Source organism: Micromonospora sp. WMMB235 (assembly GCF_001855515.1).
GTDB lineage: Bacteria > Actinomycetota > Actinomycetes > Mycobacteriales > Micromonosporaceae > Micromonospora > Micromonospora aurantiaca.
In genome coordinates this window covers 6,530,576-6,548,528 of record NZ_MDRX01000001.1, presented here as the reverse complement: position 1 = coordinate 6,548,528, position 17,953 = coordinate 6,530,576, and the positions used below count along the sequence as shown (strand labels likewise).

At 71.9% G+C, this 17,953-nt stretch carries 17 protein-coding genes; 6 read left to right on the top strand and 11 right to left on the bottom strand.

From position 1 onward, the window contains the following. Positions 1 to 8 precede the first annotated feature (8 nt). Genes BFV98_RS29300 through BFV98_RS29285 form a run of 4 tightly spaced genes read right to left on the bottom strand, consistent with a single transcriptional unit; the run spans position 9 to position 4,102 of the window. Positions 9 to 950, bottom strand: coding sequence for a carbohydrate ABC transporter permease (locus BFV98_RS29300; RefSeq protein ID WP_013287337.1), 942 nt, complete (start codon positions 948 to 950; stop codon positions 9 to 11). Between the two features lie 22 nt (positions 951 to 972). Next, entirely contained in the window at positions 973 to 2,385 is a 1,413-nt protein-coding gene (gene ngcE, locus BFV98_RS29295) for an N-acetylglucosamine/diacetylchitobiose ABC transporter substrate-binding protein (RefSeq protein WP_013287338.1), read from the bottom strand. 23 nt (positions 2,386 to 2,408) lie between these two features. Beyond that, positions 2,409 to 3,158: an SIS domain-containing protein gene (locus BFV98_RS29290; RefSeq protein WP_013287339.1), complete on the bottom strand. Its 750-nt coding sequence runs from the start codon at positions 3,156 to 3,158 to the stop codon at positions 2,409 to 2,411. Next, positions 3,155 to 4,102: a MurR/RpiR family transcriptional regulator gene (locus BFV98_RS29285; RefSeq protein WP_013287340.1), complete on the bottom strand. Its 948-nt coding sequence runs from the start codon at positions 4,100 to 4,102 to the stop codon at positions 3,155 to 3,157. Before BFV98_RS29285 ends, BFV98_RS29290 begins: the two co-directional genes overlap by 4 nt. A gap of 157 nt (positions 4,103 to 4,259) precedes the next feature. Between BFV98_RS29285 and BFV98_RS29280 the strand changes: the two genes are divergently transcribed. Continuing rightward, complete coding sequence (locus tag BFV98_RS29280) at positions 4,260 to 5,249, top strand: N-acetylglucosamine kinase (RefSeq protein WP_071098482.1); 990 nt, start codon at positions 4,260 to 4,262, stop codon at positions 5,247 to 5,249. A gap of 169 nt (positions 5,250 to 5,418) precedes the next feature. On the opposite strand, the gene BFV98_RS29275 is transcribed toward BFV98_RS29280, so the two are convergent. The 4 genes from BFV98_RS29275 to ngcE (BFV98_RS29260) form a co-directional block, all read right to left on the bottom strand. Then, positions 5,419 to 6,054 carry a hypothetical protein gene (locus tag BFV98_RS29275; protein ID WP_071098480.1) on the bottom strand — a complete coding sequence of 212 codons (636 nt, stop codon included), beginning with the start codon at positions 6,052 to 6,054 and terminating at the stop codon, positions 5,419 to 5,421. Between the two features lie 85 nt (positions 6,055 to 6,139). Beyond that, positions 6,140 to 7,084 (bottom strand): carbohydrate ABC transporter permease, encoded by a 945-nt coding sequence (locus BFV98_RS29270; protein WP_013287343.1) that lies wholly within the window; start codon positions 7,082 to 7,084, stop codon positions 6,140 to 6,142. Then, positions 7,081 to 7,989: a carbohydrate ABC transporter permease gene (locus BFV98_RS29265; RefSeq protein WP_013287344.1), complete on the bottom strand. Its 909-nt coding sequence runs from the start codon at positions 7,987 to 7,989 to the stop codon at positions 7,081 to 7,083. Before BFV98_RS29265 ends, BFV98_RS29270 begins: the two co-directional genes overlap by 4 nt. Beyond that, entirely contained in the window at positions 7,989 to 9,404 is a 1,416-nt protein-coding gene (ngcE, locus tag BFV98_RS29260; RefSeq protein ID WP_071098478.1) for an N-acetylglucosamine/diacetylchitobiose ABC transporter substrate-binding protein, read from the bottom strand. The genes BFV98_RS29265 and ngcE (BFV98_RS29260) overlap by 1 nt, the downstream gene beginning before the upstream one ends. Before the next feature lie 163 nt (positions 9,405 to 9,567). On the opposite strand from ngcE (BFV98_RS29260), the gene BFV98_RS29255 reads away from it, so the two are divergent. After that, on the top strand, positions 9,568 to 10,992 hold the full coding sequence (locus BFV98_RS29255; RefSeq protein WP_071098476.1) for an acyltransferase: 1,425 nt from the start codon (positions 9,568 to 9,570) through the stop codon (positions 10,990 to 10,992). A gap of 3 nt (positions 10,993 to 10,995) precedes the next feature. Here BFV98_RS29255 and BFV98_RS29250 read toward each other — a convergent pair whose 3' ends face one another. Next, on the bottom strand, positions 10,996 to 12,291 hold the full coding sequence (locus tag BFV98_RS29250) for an aspartate aminotransferase family protein (protein WP_071098474.1): 1,296 nt from the start codon (positions 12,289 to 12,291) through the stop codon (positions 10,996 to 10,998). Positions 12,292 to 12,394: 103 nt separating this feature from the next. On the opposite strand from BFV98_RS29250, the gene BFV98_RS29245 reads away from it, so the two are divergent. Next, complete coding sequence (locus tag BFV98_RS29245; protein WP_071098473.1) at positions 12,395 to 13,357, top strand: hypothetical protein; 963 nt, start codon at positions 12,395 to 12,397, stop codon at positions 13,355 to 13,357. 57 nt (positions 13,358 to 13,414) lie between these two features. Here BFV98_RS29245 and BFV98_RS29240 read toward each other — a convergent pair whose 3' ends face one another. Beyond that, the gene (locus tag BFV98_RS29240) at positions 13,415 to 14,101 is read right to left on the bottom strand and encodes a hypothetical protein (RefSeq protein ID WP_013287349.1); all 687 of its coding nucleotides are present in this window, start codon (positions 14,099 to 14,101) and stop codon (positions 13,415 to 13,417) included. Between the two features lie 349 nt (positions 14,102 to 14,450). On the opposite strand from BFV98_RS29240, the gene BFV98_RS29235 reads away from it, so the two are divergent. The 3 genes from BFV98_RS29235 to BFV98_RS29225 all read left to right on the top strand — a co-directional run bounded on the left by BFV98_RS29235 (position 14,451) and on the right by BFV98_RS29225 (position 16,551). Beyond that, complete coding sequence (locus tag BFV98_RS29235) at positions 14,451 to 15,206, top strand: TetR/AcrR family transcriptional regulator (RefSeq protein WP_013287350.1); 756 nt, start codon at positions 14,451 to 14,453, stop codon at positions 15,204 to 15,206. Positions 15,207 to 15,389: 183 nt separating this feature from the next. Beyond that, positions 15,390 to 16,019 (top strand): DUF6230 family protein, encoded by a 630-nt coding sequence (locus tag BFV98_RS29230; RefSeq protein ID WP_013287351.1) that lies wholly within the window; start codon positions 15,390 to 15,392, stop codon positions 16,017 to 16,019. Position 16,020: 1 nt separating this feature from the next. Then, the gene (locus BFV98_RS29225) at positions 16,021 to 16,551 is read left to right on the top strand and encodes a DUF6114 domain-containing protein (RefSeq protein ID WP_030272721.1); all 531 of its coding nucleotides are present in this window, start codon (positions 16,021 to 16,023) and stop codon (positions 16,549 to 16,551) included. Position 16,552: 1 nt separating this feature from the next. Here the strand turns inward: BFV98_RS29225 and murD are convergent, their stop codons facing one another. Further along, positions 16,553 to 17,896, bottom strand: a complete 1,344-nt coding sequence (gene murD, locus BFV98_RS29220) for a UDP-N-acetylmuramoyl-L-alanine--D-glutamate ligase (RefSeq protein ID WP_071098471.1) — start codon at positions 17,894 to 17,896, stop codon at positions 16,553 to 16,555. Positions 17,897 to 17,953: the final 57 nt, after the last annotated feature.

Here is a 17,953-nt window from a genome sequence, read left to right as displayed (position 1 = left end):
AGACCTCCTCAGTACTCGATCCGCTCACGGCGGGTGATCCTCAGCTGGAGCGCGGCCAGCAGGATGGTGAAGATGGCCAGCGCGACGGCGATCGCGCAGGCGTAACCGAACTGGCCCTTTTGGAACGCGTTGAACTGGATCACCGAGGCGAAGATCTCGCTGGCGTGGTTCGGCCCGCCCTGGCTCGGCGTCATGACGAAGACCAGCGCGTACATGTCCAGCGCGATGAAGCCCAGATAGACCCAGGCGACCGAGATGCTGTCCCGCAGCAGCGGCAGGGTCACCCGGAAGAACGTGTGGAACCGGCCCGCGCCGTCGAGGATCGCGGCCTCGTAGATGTCCTTCGGGATGGACTGCATCGCGGCGGAGAACAGCACCATGTAGAAGCCGGCGCCGCTCCACACCGCGATGAACAGCAGCCACCAGAGCACCGCCGGCACGCCGAGGAACGGCTCCGGATCGGCGGTGAAGGCGATCGGGTTGTCCGCGTCGACCAGCCCGATCTTGATGAGCAGGCCGTTGATCAGGCCCTGCCCGTCGGTGCGGTAGATCTGCTGCCACATGACGGCGATGACCACCAGCGACAGCACCTGCGGGAAGAAGAAAATGACCTTGTAGAGCCCGGAGCCGAACACCCCGCGGATGCCGGCCCTGTCCTCGCGTCCGCCCACGTTGAGCAGGAACGCGAGGAACAGGGCCAGCGCGATCGTGAACAGCGGCACGGTGACCAGGAAGAACACGTTGTGCCAGAACGCCTTCCGGATCAGCTCGTCGGAGAACAGCCGGACGTAGTTGTCCAGCCCGACGAAGCGCTGGGAATCGGAGTACCCGCCCCAGTCGGTCAGCGAGTAACCCGCCGCCTGGGCGAACGGCCACACCACGTAGAACAGGTACAGCGCGACGGGCAGGGCCAGGAAGCCCGTGACGAAACGCGCGACTCCGTGCCGCATTGGACTCACTTCCTCGCGGTGATCAGGCGGTGCGGGTCTGCTTCTTGATCGACGAGTCCTTGGCGACCTTGTCGGCGGCCGCCTGCATCTTGTCGACGAACTGCTGCGCGGTCAGGCGGCCGGCCATCAGCTCCTCGGAGAGGTTCTGGCTCTCCTTGTCCAGGTCGGCGTAGAAGTCCGGGAACTTCACCGAGATCAGGTCCGAGCTGCCGTTCTTCATCAGCGAGTTCGCCGACGCCAGCGCGGTGTCCTGGACGTTGTCGCCGGAGCCCTTGGTAGAGGCCAGCGACTTGGTCAGCTCGGCGAACTTCGCCGAACCGGCCTTGGAGAGGATGGCCCGCAGGAACTCCTTCGCGGCCTCCTTGTTCGGCGCCTTGCTCGGCACCACGAACCCCTCGCCGGAGGAGGCGAAGACGTCCTTGGCGGCCTTGTCCCCGCTCTTGCTCCAGTAGTCGGAGATGGTCATCTCGAAGCCCGGCGGGATGGTCGCGGCCATCTCGTTCTTCAGCCAGGTGCCGACCTGGATGAAGGCCGCCTTGCCGTCCAGGAACGCCTGCTGCGACTGGGTGTGGTCGAGCTTGCCCGGCAGCAGCAGCTTGTCCTTGACCAGCTTCTCCCACGGCTCCAGCGCCGCGACGATGCCGTCGGCCTTCCAGGCGCCGTCCTTCAGGTTGTCGATGTCGACGACGGCCTGCTTGCCGACCGCCTTCCAGATGCTGGCGAACAGCGCCCAGCGCGGGTAGTAGCCGTGCACCGCGTCGTGCACGTACGGCGCCATGCCCTTGGCCTTGATCTTCGGCGCGAGCGCGAAGAACTCGTCCCAGGTGGTCGGCGCCGTCCAGCCCTCCTTCTTGAACAGCGCGGCGTTGTACCAGTTGCCCCACACCGTGTACGCGACGTTCACGACGTAGAACTTGCCGTTCTGCGTACCGTCGGCGACCGTGCCCGGCAGCAGGCTGTCGGCCACGGTCCCCTCGCTGTCCCAGGCCGGCGCCGTGAGCAGGTCGTCCAGCGGCTCGATCGCGCCCTCGTTGATCAGCGTGCTGCGGTCCATCATGTCGGCGCCCGAGTTCATCACCAGATCGCTCGGCTGCGTCGCCATCTTGGGCTGCTCTTCGGTCTTGATCTTCTGGGTCGAAGACATGTTGACCGTGATGTTCGGGTGCTTGGCGTTGAAGATGACCTTGTCTTCCTTGGCCCACTGGTCACCCAGGCCACCGTTGAAGACGACCACCTTGACCGCGCTGCCGTCCTTGACGCCGAACGGGTTGTCCTTGCTCTTGGCCGCGCCGCCGCCGTCGGACTTGCTCGGCTCGCTGCCGGCGCACGCGCTCAGCAGACCCGCCGCCGGTACGGCCAGCAGACCGGCCGCCGCGGCGCGCCGCAGCAGGGTCCGACGGCTGACGTCGCCGAACTTCTCGGGGGAAACCGACATCTTGTCTCTCCTTGTGGGTCGGGTCAGGCGGTCCGCCGGAGACGCCCGGCGTACCGCGACTCGAGGGCGAGGTTGTGCTCGTCCCCACCGGGGACGTTGGCGGAGAGGTAGACAGGGGGTACCTCTCCGGCCTGGTGGAACCGTCGTACGACCTCGGCGGTCAGCAGCTGCGCCAGCAGCGCCGCGGTGACCGACGAGACCGCACAGACCGCGCCGCCGCCCTCGAGCGGCAGCAGTGCGTCGCCGTACGGCGCGCCGTTGTCCAGCACGACGTCGGCGAGGTCGGCGAGCCGGTGCCCGGAGGGGTGCCGAGGAGCTACCCGGGCGGTGTGCTCGACCGAGGTGACAGCGATCAACGGATGGCCGCCGCGCTTGACCAGCGTCGCCAGCTCGACCACCGAGCCGTTGATGCCGGACTGCGAGGCGACCACGAACACGTCCCCCGGCTGCGGCGCCGCCAGGGCGTAGAGCTGGTGCGCCACGGCCGGGTCGCGTTCCAGCTTCGGGTCGGCGAGCACGTCGCGGGGCGCGTCGCCGTGCAGCACGAGGTCGTGCAGGGAGAGCCGGTTGGCGGGGACCAGGCCACCGGCCCGGGCGACCAGCTCGGCGGCGAACGCCTCCGAGTGGCCGGCGCCGAACGCCTGGAGCACGCATCCTGCGCGCAGCCCGGAGGCGATCAGGTCGGCCGCGCGATCCACCGCCACGGCCTGGCTGTCCACCAGCCGGTCGAGCACCGGGCGGACCGCGTCGGCGTACCGCTGGGCACTGATCATGAGAGGGCCCCCTTCGCGGCCTTGTGCCCGTCGACGGCCTGGGCGGTACGCCGGAAGGCCGCGTGGGCGCGGTCGTGGGTGCGCTGCGCCACCGCGATGTAGAGCAGGTCGAGCACGACGAGCTGCGGGTGCCGGGCGGAGAGCGCGTCCGGCCGGAACGTGGTGGCCTGGCTCGCGGTCACCAGCACGATGTCGGCCAGCTCGGCCAGCGGCGAGCGGGGGAAGCCGGTCAGCGCGACTGTGGTGGCCCCGCGACTGCCCGCCTCGGCGAGCAGCTCGATCGTCTCCCGGGTCTGCCCGGTGTGCGAGATGCCGAGCGCCACGTCCCCGGCGCCCAGCAGCGCGGCACTGGCGAGTCCCTCGTGCACGTCGCTCCAGGCCCACGCGGCGACGCCGATGCGGTGCAGGCTGAACTGCATCTCCTCGCCGACGAGCGCGCTGCCGCTGGCCCCGAAGATGTTCACCCGGCTGGCCCCGGCGATGGCGACCGCCGCGCGTTCCACCTCGGCCAGGTCGAGCAGCGCGGCGGTGTCGTGCATGGCCCGCGTGTCGGCGGCCATGATCTGGTCGAGCACCCGGGACAGCGGGTCGCCGGGCTGGATCTCCCGTCCGATGTCGACGGTCCAGCCGGCCGAGCGGGCCCGCCCGGTCTCGGCGGCGATGCCGAGCCGCAGGTCGGCGTAGCCCTCGAAGCCCATCGCCCGGCAGAACCGGGTGATGGTCGCCGGTGACGTGCCGCTACGCTCGGCCAGCTCGACGATGGTGGCCCGGGCCGCCGCCTCCGGGTCGCTGAGCACGTGCTCGGCGACCCGGCGCAGCGCCCCGGTCAACTCCCCCGTACCGGCCCGGACCCTGGCCAGCACCCCGTCGGCGCCCAGCCGGTCGGCCGGACCGGCATCGACCACCGCGGTCGCCGCGGAAGTCTCCACCTCGTGCTCGACCATCGGCGGAAGCCTTTCGGAAAAGAGTGTTAACTGTTAGTGGTAAAAGTTCTTACTGAAGGGCCCTCCGTGTCAAGGGCGTGGGCGAAGTTTTCAAACTGTTACCTGGCGCACCGGCGCGATCTTGCGCCCGGCGACGCGGCCGACCAGCATGAGGACCATGTCGGACACCGTCGTGCTCGGCCTCGATGTCGGGGGCACGTCCACCCGCGCGACCGCGCTGAGCCTCGACGGCACGCGTCTGGGCGCCGGCCGGGCCGGCGGCGGCAACCCCACCAGCCACGGCGCCGAGCGGGCCGCCGCCGAACTGCTCGCCGCCCTGCGCGCGGCGCTCGCCGACATCGACCCCCATCGGGTACGCGCCGGCGTCATCGGCCTCGCGGGGGCCGGCCGCCTCCTGGCCGACCCGCGCGGCCGGGACGCGTTCGACCACGCGTGGGCCGAGGCGGGGCTGCGATGCCCGTACGCCGTGCACGGCGACGCGCTCGTCGCCTACGCCTCCGGCACCGCCGCCCCGGACGGCACCGTGCTCGTCGCCGGCACCGGCGCCATCGCCGCCCAGGTACGCGACCTGCGGCTGGACCGCACCGCCGACGGCCACGGCTGGCTGCTCGGCGACGCGGGTTCCGGGTTCTGGCTCGGCCGCGAGGCGGTCCGGCGGCTGCTGACCGACCTGGACCGCGCGGAGACCCCCGGTGAGCTGGGACGCCGGGTGCTGGCGGAGCTGACCGGCACGACCGCTGTGGACGCTCAGCCGCGGGCGACGGCCGGAGCCGTGGTGCAGGCGGTGACCCGGCGGCCGCCCGTGGAACTGGCCCGGCTCGCGCCGCTCGTGGTGTCGTCGGCACGGGACGGGGAACCGGCAGCCGCCGCGCTGATCGCCGAGGCCGCGGCGCTGCTGGCGGAGAGCGTGTCCCGCATCCGCCCGCCGGGCGCGGCCGATCCGGTGGTGCTCGGCGGCGGGCTGCTCACCGGTGACACCCCGCTGGCCGGCGCGGTACGCGCGGAACTGGCCGAACGGTGGCCCGGCGCACCGCTGCACGGCGCCGGGGACGGTGCGGCCGCCGCGGCCTGGCTCGCCGCCCGGGACCTGCCCGAGGTGACCGACCCGACCGCACTGCACACCCGCCTGGTGCCCCCGCCCACCTGACCCGCCCTGCTGGCCGCCCCGCCGCGCTGGCCTTGCCGCGCTGGCCGCCGCGCTGCGGCGGCCGCTGTTGGGTGGAACGCCATGGGTGTCAAAACGGCGGTTTGACACCCATGACGTTCCACTCGCGGCTTCCGGCAGTTCTCGGCGTGAGCCGGGGCGCTCCGGCTGATCAGTATCGGTCCTGCGAACCCGGCTGAGCCTGGTGCCAGCCCTGCGGCGCGGGCTGACCCGGGTGCCCCTGCGGCGCGGGGCCGTACTGCGTGGGCTGACCAGGGTGGCCCTGGGGCGCGCTGCCCTGAGGCGCGGGCGGATTCGGGTACCAGCCCTGCGGGGCGGGCTGACCCGGGTGCCCCTGCGGCGCGGCGCCGTACGGTGCGGGCTGCCCCGGGGCGTGCTGGCCCTGGGCGGGCGGGAACGCCGGGCCGGGCTGACCGTGCCCCGCCCCCGGGTACATGCCGGGCTGCTGCTGCCCACCCGGGTACTGCTGGCCGCCCGTGAACGACGGCGCGCCCGCGAACTGCTGGCCGCCCGCGAACTGCTGCGCCGCGGCCTGCTCGCGGGCCTCCTTGCGTGCCTTCACCGCGCGCACGATCAGCAGGATCGGCAGCACGAAGACGTAGAAGAAGATCCGGTAGCTGTCGCCGTCGAAGAGGAACAGCAGATAGAAGCCGTACCCGAAGAAGGCCAGGCCGATCACCACGTTGAGGATCCGGGAGCCGGTCCCCTGTTCCTTGACCGCCACACCGACGGCGATCATCGCGATGCCACCGAGCAGCAGCAACAGCGTGTAGAGGAGGAAGAACATGAGATTCCTGTCGATAGATGAGCGTGCCGGCCCACCCTAGGTCAGCTCGATCTTCCCCACTGTCCCGTTGCCTGTGGCAACCACCTCACTTGAGCTGCCCGGCGGTCAGTCCGGACTGGACCTGACGCTGGAACGCCACGTACACCACGAGCACCGGCAGCACCGCGATGGTGAGGCCGGCGAACAACTGGGCGTAGTCACCGGCGTAGCCCTGGCTCACCGCGAGCGAACTCAGCCCCTGGGCGAGCATCCGGTCCTGGCCGTCGCCGGGCAGGAGCACCTGCGGCAGCAGGAACTGGTTCCAGTGGCTGAGGAAGTTGAAGATCCCGACACTGATCAGTCCCGGTCTCGCCATCGGCAGCATCACCCGGAAGAACAGCCGGAAGTGCCCGCATCCGTCGATCAGCGCGGCCTCCGCCACCGACGTCGGCAGCGTCCGGAAGAACGCGGTCAGGAAGAACACGGTGAACGGCAGCGAGTACGCGGTGTAGACCAGGATCAGGCCCGGCCAGGTGCCGAGCAGACCGACGCTGCGGACCACGAAGAACAGCGGCACCAGCGCCAGGAAGACCGGGAACATCATGCCGCCGACGAACAGGTAGTAGACGACCTGCCGGCCGCGGAACTCGTACCGCGCGAAGACGTACGCGGCGGTGGCGCCGAGCAGCATGGTCAGGCTCAGCGAGCCGGCCACCACGACCAGGCTGTTGAAGAAGAACCGGCCGATGTGGGCGCTGGTCCAGGCGCGCGACCAGTTGTCGAACCGCAGCGCCTCGGGCAGCCCCCACGGCTCGGCGATGATCTCGCCGTTGCTCTTCAGCGAGCTGAGCACCATCCAGGCCAGCGGCAGGACGGTCATCGCCGCCCAGAGCAGCAGGAAGCCGTGCGAGAAGACGTTCGCCACGCCCAGCTCGCGGCGCGGCGGCCGGTCGGCGGATCGGCCCGCGCCGGCCGGGTGGGTCGCGTCGTCCGGGCGGGTCGTGCCGGCGGTCGTGGCGCCGGTCGCCGCACCGGGGTCCACTGTGGTCACGAGTACTCGATCCGATCACGCCGGGCGGTGCGCAGCGCCAGCACCGCCACCGAGAGGGTCAGGAAGAACATCGCCACACCGATCGCCGAGGCGTACCCGAACTTGTTCTCGCTGCCGAACGACGTGTCGTACATCCTCAGCCCGATCACGTCGGAGGAGAAGTTCGGTCCGCCGTTGGTCATGAGCTGGACCAGGATGAAGCCGTCCAGCGCGGCGATGGCGAGGTAGATCCAGGCCACCTGGATGGTGTCCCAGAGCAGCGGAATGGTGATCTTCCGCAGCATCGTGGTGCGGGACGCGCCGTCGAGCAGCACCGCCTCGTAGATGTCACGCGGGATGGCCTGCATGGCGGCGCCGAAGAGCACCACGTAGAAGCCGACGTTGCTCCACACCATCACCGCCAGCACGCACCAGAACGCGAAGCGCGGGTCGCCGAGCCAGGCCGGGGTGGCCAGCCCGACGGCGCGCAGGGCGCCGTTGAGCAGGCCACTCGTCGGACTGTAGATCTCCTTCCAGAGCAGCGCGATGATCACCACCGAGAGCACCTGGGGGAAGAAGTAGACGAGCCGGTAGACCGAGGTGCCGCGCACCCCGGTCACACCGGCCCGGCCCTTGCGGCCGCCCATGGTGAGCATGCTGGCGAAGAACAGGCCCAGCCCGATCGTCACCACCGGCACCACGGCGAGCAGGATCGCGTTGTTCTTCAACGCGTTCCACACGTACCCGTCGTGCAGCAGCGTGCGGAAGTTCGCCATGCCGACCGGGTCGGCCTGCGCGGAGTAGCCCATCCAGTCGGTGGTGGAGATCTGAAAAGCCTGGAGGTACGGCGACAGCACGAAGATGCCGTACAACGCCAGTGGTGGCAGCAGGAACGTGAGGATCAGGGGGAGGCGGCCCTGTCGCATCACGCGGACCGCTTGTACTTCTTGACCGAGTTGTCCTGGGCGATCGAGTCGGCGCCCTTCTGGCACTGGTCGAGGAACTCGGCCGGGGAGATCCGGCCGCTGAAGAACTCGCCGCAGGCCGCGTCGACCAGGTTGCGCTCCAGCTTGCGGTAGTAGTTGTTGTAGACCCAGTTGAAGCCGTTGGACCCGGACGCGTCGAGCGCCTTGACCACCGTGCTGAGCCCGTACGGCAGGTCGATGCCCTCGGTGGCGTCGGCGACCACGGGCAGGCTGGCGACCTTCTTGGTGAAGTCCTGGGCGCCCTTGCGGGACAGCATGGTCCGGAAGTACTCCAGGCCGCCGGCGACGTTGCGCGCCTTCGCCGGCACCATGAACGGCTCGCCCGCGGTGCCGCGGATCGCCTCGTACGGCAGCTTGTCGCCGCTGCCCAGGCTCGGCGTCGGCGCGACCGTCATGTTGAAGCCGGCCGGCGTGACGTCCTTCTGCTCGCTCTCCAGCCAGGAGCCGCAGGAGATGAACGCGGCCTTGCCCTGGCACCAGGCGGTCTGCGACTGCTTGTGGTCCAGGCCCGGGGAGCCGTCGAGGATGAACTTGTCCTTGACGATCTGGTGCCAGGCGTCGGCGGCGGTCTTCATGGCGTCCGACTTCCAGGCGTTCGGCTCCAGGTTGTCGATCGCCAGCGCCACGGACGGGCCGCCGAGCTTGATCGCGGTGGAGATCAGCGGCCAGCTCATGTAGCGGGGGTGCACACCGGCGTACGTCCAGGGGGCGATGCCCGCGGCCTTGATCCGGCGGCAGAGCGCGATGTGGTCGTCCCAGGTCTTGGCGTCCTCCCAGCCTCGGTCGGCGAACAGCTTGGTCGAGTGCCAGATGCCGTACACCGTGTAGGTGTAGTTGAGCACCAGGAACCGGCCGTCGTAGGAGCCGACCTCGACGGTGCCGGGCAGCAGCGTGTCCTTGACCGTCTTGCCGGGCGTGTCGAGGCTCGGCGCGGCGAGCAGCTCGCCCAGGTCGGCGAGCGCATTCTGGGAGACCAGGCCGTTGAAGTCGATCTGGCCGGCGCCGGAGTTGTTGACCACGTCCGGCGGGCTGCCGTCGACGAAGCGGGGCTGGAGCGTCTTGCTGATCTCCGCGGTGGCCGAGTGCTTGATCTCCGCCTTCGGGTAGCGCTCCTTGTACATGGCCTCGTGGGCCTTGGCGTAGTCCTCCCCGAACCCGCCGTTGAAGATCACCACCTCCAGCGGGGCGTCCTCGGCCACGCCGAGCGGGTTCTGCTCGCTCTTGGTGCCCTTGTACGCGCCCTTGTCGCCCTCGTCGCCCCCACCCGACGTGGCGCAGCCGGCGAGCAGCCCGGCGGCGGGGGTGGCCAGCAGACCGGCGGCGGCGCTGCGCCGTAGGATCTCACGCCTGTTCATCGCATCTCCTCGGTCCGGGTACGCGCGGTGAGCACCCTGTCGCTTGTCTTCACAAGACGCATTTCCAATGAAGAATTTCTACGACAGTGCGACGGGGACCACAAGACCTCTCGACCGATCCGTTATCCGTACCGGTCGGGCCCGGCTGGCCTAGCCTGAGCCCATGCGCCGCCTGCGGCAGCTCGCGCAACGCACGCCGCCGGGGCGGGAGCGTTACGTCGACCTGCTCCGGGCGCTGGCCATCACCATGGTCGTGCTCGGCCACTGGGGTGTCACAGCCATCGGGTACGACAACGGCCGCCCCGCCGGCCACTCCGCGCTGGCCGACCTGCGCTGGGCCTGGCCGCTGACCTGGGTGGCCCAGGTGATGCCGGTGTTCTTCCTGGTCGGCGGCTACGCCAACGCCGCCTCGCTGGCCGCCCGCCGGCGCCGGGGCGGGTCGGCAGCCGGGTGGCTGGTGGACCGCAGCGCCCGGCTGGTCCGCCCCACCACCGTGTTGCTGCTGGTCCTGTCAGCGGGCGCGGGGATCGCCACGCTGCGCGGCGCCGACGCGGGGCAGGTGCGCACAGTGGTCTGGTTCGCCACCATCCCGCTGTGGTTCCTGGTCGCCTACGTCGCGGTGGTGGCGCTGACCCCGCCGATGTACGCGCTGCACCGCCGGTTCGGGCTCGCCGTGCCGACGGCGCTCGTGGTGCTGGTCGCGCTCGGCGACCTCGGCCGGCTCCTCGGCCCGGCCGCGCTCGCCGACGGCAACTACCTGTTCGGCTGGCTGGCCGTCCATCAGGTCGGTTTCGCCTGGTACGACGCCGCCCGGCCGGACGCCCGCCGCATCGGCGACGCGGCCGACGCCGGCGCGGCCGATGCTGGTGAAGCAGGACCTCGGGGCCTGTTCCGCCGCGGGCTGCCGCTGTCCGGCCGGGCCGGCGCGGTCCTGCTGGGCGGTGGCCTGGTCGCGCTGGTGCTGCTCACGGTGGCCGGGCCGTACCCGGTGGCGATGCTCCACGTGCCGGGCGAGCGGCTGGACAACGCGGCACCGCCGAGCCTGGCGCTGATGGCCGCGGCCGCCGCCCAGCTCGGCCTCATCCTGCTGCTGCGACGCCCGGCTGGGCGCTGGCTGCGCCGGTCCGGCCCCTGGCAGGCGGTGCTCGCGGTCAACGCCGTGGTGCTCACGCTGTTCCTCTGGCACCTGACCGCCGCGGTGCTGCTCGTCGGCCTGCTGGACGCGCTCGGCGTGCTGCCTGCTCCCCCTGTCGGTTCGGCGGCCTGGTGGGCGTGGCGCGTACCGTGGCTGCTCGCGCTGGCCGCGGTGCTGGCCGTGCTGGTCGCCGTCTTCGGTCCGGTCGAGGCCCGCACCCGCCGCCCGGTCGCGACCGGGCCGGCCGGAGCGGGTGGCCGGCGGCTGCGCGCCGCCCTGGCCGTCGCCGGGTACGCGGGCGTGCTGGTCGGCCTGCTGCTGAACAGCCTCGCGCCCAAGGCGGCGCCGGAGCCGCTGGGCCTGCCCGCCCCGGCGCTGGTGGCGTACCTGGCCGGGGCGGGTCTGCTGCGGCTGCTCAGGTCCGGACGGGCGGGACGGCGCCGGCCGGGTTGACGCTCACGCCTCGATCGAGGCGCGGATCGCGTCGACCATGATCGCCAGACCCTCCCGGGCCTCGTCCTCGGTGAGCGTCAGCGGCGGGCCCATCCGGATCACGTTGCCGTAGAGGCCGCCCTTGCCCACGAGCAGGCCGCCGGCCCGGCACGCCTCGAAGACGCGGGTGGTCAGCTCCGCGTCCGGCTCGACGGTGCCCGGGTGGACGAACTCGACGGCGAGCATCAGGCCCTTGCCGCGTACCTCGGCGACCTGGTCCAGTCCGGCGACGGCCGCGCGCAGGCCGTCGCCCAGGATCGCGCCGACCCGGGCGGCGTTGCCCTGGAGGTCGTGGTCGAGCAGGTAGTCGAGCACCGCGTTGCCGGCGGCGGTGGAGACCGGGTTGCCGCCGAACGTGGAGAAGCTGATCGCCGGCACCGACTCCAGCACCTCGGCCCGGCCGACCACCCCGGCGAGCGCGAACCCGTTGCCGATGCCCTTGGCGAACGTGAGCAGGTCCGGCGTGACGCCGTGCGCCTGGTAGCCCCAGAAGTGCTCGCCGGTACGCCCCCACCCGGTCTGCACCTCGTCGCTGATCAGCAGGATGCCGTGCTCGTCGAGGACCTTCTTCCAGGCGGCGAAGAGCCCGTCCGGTCCGTGCACGAAGCCACCGACACCCTGGACCGGCTCGGCGATCAGGCAGGCCACGTCGCCCGCGGTCTGGGTGGCGAGCACCTCGCGCAGGTCCTCGACCGCCGCGTCGACCCGGTCGGCGGCGTCGAGCCGGGCCAGCAGCCCGCGCAGCCGTTCACCGGAGTGCAGCCAGGCCACCTGCAACGGGTTGAGGGCGCTGGCCGACCAGCCGCGGTTGCCGGTGACGCCCATCGTCGCGTACGACCGGCCGTGGTAGCTGTTGCGTACCGCGAGGATCTGGTGCGAGCGCCGGTGGTTCGTGGCGACCAGCAGCGCGGCCTCGTTCGCCTCGGTGCCGGAGTTGGTGAAGAACACGCGGGCGTCCGGGATGCCGGAGAGCCGGGCGATCTTCTCGGCCAGCTCGACCTGCTGCCGGATCAGGTAGAGCGTCGAGGTGTGCACGAGCCCGGTCCGCAGCTGTTGTTCGACCGCCTCCCGGATCTCCGGGATGTCGTGGCCGACCATCGTGGTCAGCACCCCGCCGAAGAAGTCCAGATAGGTCCGGCCGGCCGCATCGGTGACCCGGCGGCCGGAACCGGCGACGAGTTCCAGCGGTTCGGCGTAGTAGAGCGGCATCCAGGAGGGGAGCACGGCCCGGTGCCGGGCCAGCAGGTCGTCGGAGGTCATCGGCGCACCCTTCAGCGGAGGTGGACCCCCGCACGCTCCCACCGCGACCGGGGCAGAAACAACTGTCCCGGGCGGTAGCATCCGCCGGGTGCGGACGGATCAGGTGACGCTGCCGGGCGGCGCGGCGGGCACGACGCGGGCGCAACTCCTGGCCGGGATCCGGTCCTGGGTGGAGTCGGCGCCGGTGCGGCGTCTCGTGGCGCACTTCGGCGGTGACTGGCCCGGCGGCGACCTGGCGGCGGTGCTGGCCGGGCTGGACGCGTTCTCCGCCCGCCGCTGGGACTTCCGGCAGGGACGGGAACGCCCGGACGCCCGGGAGCCGGCGTTCGACCCGGCCACCGCCGGACTGGTGCTGAGCGCCGCCGCCGCGCTGGGCCTGGTCCGCGCCGTGGCGCCGGCCCGATCCAGGTACGCGCACCTGCTGGTGCTCGGCGGGCTGGCGCACGCCTGCCTGCGGCGTACCGCGTACGCGGCGGTGCTGGCCCGGACGGCGGCCGAGGTGACCGGCGAGGTGGCCGTGCTCGGCAGCTTCCGGCCACTGTCGGCGGCCGAGTCCCGCACGCTCGACGCCGCCGGCCTGTCCGGCTGCGCCACCGAGGTGGACGTCCTCGACGCCGGGGTGCGGCTGGCGTTCGGGGTGGACGAGCCGGACGACGAGCGCGGCGAGCCGGCCGATCATCCGCACCGGGCCTGGTCCTCGCGCACCTACCGGCCGGCCGGGCTGCCCCCGGTACGGGTGCTCGCCGCGCCGTCGAGCGAACCGGACCACCGTCGCGCGCACACCGCCGACACGCAGCGGTTCTGGGCCGAGCATGTGCGGCTGCGCGCGGACGACCCGGTGCTGATGGTGACCGCCCCGATCTACGTGCCGTTCCAGCACTGCGACGCGCTGCGGACGCTCGCCGTGCCGTACGGGTGCGGCATCGAGACGGTCGGGGTGGACCCGGCCGCGCGTGCCGCGGTGGCGGTACCGGAGCCGACCCTGACTCCGGGCCGCTACCTCCAGGAGATCCGGTCGGCGCTGCGGTCGATGCGCGCGCTGCACGCGACGCTGACGGCCGGCTGAACCGGCGTGCGGGCCGGCGCCCGGCGAATCGCCGCGCACCGGCCCGAGAGCCGGGTGTCAGTTGACGTAGACCGCCGGGCTGCCGGTCTTGCTGGTGTCCTTCACCGGCGAGTACGACGCGGTGAAGTACGCGGTGCCGAAGCACAGCGACGGGCCGGAGAACTTGGTCAGGGGCTGGTTGGTGAAGCTGATCGAGTTGGTGGCGTTGGACGCCGTGCCGGTCAGCGAGTTCGTGCTGGTGCGGTAGACGCAGGTGATCGCGCCGAGCAGCGAGTTGAGCACGACGGTGCTCTGGATCGGCGCCGCCGTCGTCCCGGAGATCTTGACCACGCCGGCGCTGGTCACCGAGGTGGTGTACGGCAGGTTGTTGACCGTGACGCTCTGCACGCCGGTGGTGCCGAAGACGTTCGTCGTGCAGCTGGTGAACGACTGCGCGGTGAGGCTCTCGGTCGCGGTTCCGGGTGCGGTCGGGTTGGTCAGCACCTTGGCGCTGAAGCTGGACGCGGCGCACTTGATGCCGGTGGTGCCGCTGGTCGAGGAGTAGAACGTGGCGTTGGTGCCGCTGCGCAGGCTGGCCTGGATGACGTCGCCCACCGACACGGCGGTGCCGGCGACGGTCGGGTAGGTCAGCACGGCGCTGGCGAGCGAGGTGGAGGGTGCGGCGGTGGCGGGGGCGGCGCCGACCAGACCGGTCAGCAGCGCCAGGGCGGCGAGGCCCGCGCCGATGCGTCCGTACCTGGGCATGGTTGTTCCTTCCGGCGGTGGGACAGGAAACGGTGCCGGCGGCGTCCGGCATGGACGGAGCCGGTGGGCGCGGCGGCCGGGATCGGGCCGCCGCAGGTGGTGGTGCGCCGCTGCGGCCTCAGCGGGCCGGGCGGCGTGGCGCAGTGCGGCGACGCCGCGTCACCTGGATCTCTCCGGCCTTGGGGGGACGGGTGCGCGCGGCGATAATGGCAGCCATCCGGCCCTCCTTCGACGCGTTCGGGTGACCGACGAGAAGAGATCACCAGCGGTGACGAGGCGTGAACTGAGCGTGTCGAAAGTTATAAACCTCGGAGGGTCGTAAAGTCAACGCATCAAGAAAGGTCGATGAGTGACAGTCCCGAGCCCGCCGTCGCCGGCGCCCGTACCCCTGCCGGGTGCCCGCCACGGCCGCGACCCGGACCGCGCCATCAAGCGCGGCCCGCGACGCGTGCCGGCCGAGGAGGTGGCGGCGACCCAGCGCGACCGCCTCTTCGACGGGCTGGTCCGGGAGGTCGCCACCCGGGGGTACGACAACGCCCGGGTCAGCGACATCTGCCACGCCGCCGGGGTCACCCGGCCCGCGTTCTACGCGCTGTTCAGCGGCAAGCAGGACGCGTTCCTGGCCGCGTACCGGCACGGCATCGCGGTGGTGTCGCACCTGATGGAGGACGCCTACCGCGACGCCGGCCCGGACTGGCCGGAGGCCGCCCGGGCGGCGCTGCGCACGCTGCTCGACGTGCTGGCGAGCGTGCCCGCCTTCGCCCGGATGGCGCTGGTCGAGGTGGACGCGGCCGGCCCCGACGCACGCCGGGAGCGCGACGCGCTGCTGAGCAGCTTCCGCCGGTTCTTCGCCGACGCCGGGCCGGATCCGGCCGGCGTGGACCGGGACGCACTGTTGTCCATTGTGGTCGGCGGCATCCACGCCACCATCCGTGAGCGGGTGGCGCAGGGGCGGGCCGAGGAGCTGCCGTTGCTGCTGCCGGCGCTCACGTACGCGGCCACCGCGCCGTTCCTCGGCCCGCGGGAGGCGGGCCGTGTCGCCCGGGCGGCCCGGGCGGACGACGGCCCGGCCGCGACCGCGCCCTGCGCGCCCGGCCAGCCCTGAGCGGTGGAAAACCGCAGCGGTTTTTCACTTTGGCCGCTTTTGGCAAATACCGCCCAACGATCTGCTACAGGCAGTTGACCGCCCCTTTACTCAGCGGTAACTTCGGCCTGCGCCCCTCGGCGCGCACATCCTGCGAAGCCAATTCACATCGTCGCAGATGAATTGATCTCGAAAGGGGCCGGCATGTCGGAGCAGATCGAGCAGATCGAGACCGATCAACCGAGAAGCGGCGTACGCTGGCGCCGGTTCGCTGTCACGTTCGGCGCCGTGGCGGCCGGCGCGGCCGGCATGGTGGTGCTGACCGCGCAGGGTGTGCTCGGCGCGCAGTTCGCCATCTCGGGCATGCCGTTCACTGTCACCGCCGACAAGCTGGAGGGCACCGGGTTCGAGCAGTTCGCCACGCTCGACCAGATGATCCCGGACAGCCCCAACCAGGGCGACACCGGCGGGCAGGTGCTCGTGATCGTCTCGGCGATCGACAAGGCCGAGCTGACCAATCTCTGCCAGAGCATCAACCTGGGCGGGACCAACCTGCGGATCACCGCCGGCAATTCCGGCAAGCCGGTGACCGCCCGCACGCTCGTGGTCGACGGCGACGAGATCGCCGGTAACGCCTCCTTCAAGAACATCGACGTCGGGCAGGACGCCAGCACCGTCGACAAGGTCCCCGGGGTCAAGGGCAACCCGGGCGTGTTCGCCCAGCAGGCCGACACCGTGACCATCACCAACCTGCGGCAGAACAACTACGCCACCACCGCCGCCGTCTTCACGCTGCCCAACCTGCGCATGGGCTTCAGCTCCGAAGGGTGCTGACGTGACCGCAGGACAGCACTCGGCGCCCGCCGCCGGCGTCCGTACACGCTGGCGGCGCTGGCGCCGGGCGCGGCCGTTCACCGCCGGGCTGCTCATCGCGCTCGGCGGCGCGGAGATGCTCGTGACGCTGCGCGCGCCGCTCGGGGTGCTGCTGCACGTCGGGCCGCAAGGGCTGGCCGCGTACCTGGTCCCCCTGGTCCTGGTGATCTGCGGCGTGCTGCTGATCACCACGCCGCAGCAACGCGTCTTCTACGCGGTGCTCTCGCTCGTGCTCGGGCTGGTCTCCTGGCTCACCTCGAACCTGGGCGGGTTCCTGATCGGCATGCTGCTGGCGCTCGTCGGCGGCGCGCTCGCGTTCGCGTGGACGCCGGTCAAGCGCCGGGCGACCGACGTCGGCCCGGCGGCCGCGCAAACCGAGGTCGCGCCGGCACCGCGCGAGCCGGTCGACAGCTCGGCGCCCACCGAGTCCCTCGACGCGATCCTGTCGGCCGAGCCGGGGCCGCCGCGGCACACGCGGGCGGAGCGCGGCTGACTCAGCGGGCGGTGTCGGCGACCGCCTGCGCGAACACCTCGGAGCGGTGCTCGAAGTTGCGGAACCGGCCGTAGCTCGGCGCCGCCGGGGACAACAGCACCACCCCGCCGGCCGGGGTGAGCTTGCGGGACAGCCCGACGGCGGCGACCAGGTCGTCGGCCAGTTCGGTACGCACCGACGGCAGCCCGGACAGCGCCTCCACGATGCGGGGGCCGCTGTCCGGCACGCCGATCACTGTGATCTCCCGGCCGGCCAGGTGCGCACGCAGCGGGCTGTAGTCCAGCCCTCGGTCGGCCCCGCCGACGATCACGGTCAGCGGCCGTCCCTCGTACGCGTCGATCGCGTGCATGGCCGCGTACGGGCTGGTGGCGAGCGTGTCGTCGACGAACGTCAGCCCGGACGGATCGGCGATCTCGGTGAGCCGGTGCGCCAGGCCCTGGAACTCGGCGACCGCCACGGCGAGGCTGTCCTTGCGCGCCACCACATCGACGCCGAGCGCGTCCAGCACCGCCAGCGCGACGCAGAGGTTGCCCTCGTTGTGCCGCCCGACCAGCGGCAGCACGGCGCGCGGGAACAGCGGCGTGTCCCGCAGGTGGAACCACTGCGTGCCGTCCGGCCCGGTGGCCACATGCGTGGTGTCCGGCGAGCCGACGCGTACCGCCGCACGGTCGCCCAGCTCCGCCGCCAGCCGCGGGTCGGCGCCGTTGACCACCACGGCGTGCGGGCCGTGCGCGATCAGGTTCAGCTTGTCCCGGTAGTACTCCCGCTCACCGCCGTGCGCGTCCAGATGCTCCGGGAACAGCGCGGTCACCACCGCCACCCGCGGCGAGTCGGTCAGGTCGGAGCACTGGTAGCTGGACAGCTCCAGCACGTACAGCTCCGCCTCGGGCAGGTCCAGCAGCGGCACCCCGATGTTGCCGCCGAACACGTTCGGCCGGTCCATCGCGGTGAGCAGGTGACTGATCAGGCTGGACGTGGTGCTCTTGCCCTTGCTGCCGGTCACCCCGACGGTCCGGTCCGCGTGGTCGGCCATCCACAGCGCGCTGCCCTGCGTGACGGGCACTGACCGGCGGCGCAGCTCCACCATCCACGGGTGGGTGTTCGGCACACCCGGCGAGCGGACCACCACGTCGGCGGCTGCGAGGCGTTCGAATCCCTCCTCGCCGGTGACGAGCGGCGCGGCGGCCAGCGGACCGTCCCAGGGCAGGGTGAGGAAGTTGGCGCTGTCGTCGACGACGACCAGGCCGGCCGGCCCGTGCGCGGCGATCGCGGTCACCGCGGCCCGGCCCTCGCGGCCGGCACCCCAGACGGCGACATGACGTCCGCGCAGATCAGACAGGCGCACGGGCTCTCCTCGGACTCGGTCGACGGCGGGCAGGGTCCGGCCCAGCCGGACACGGAC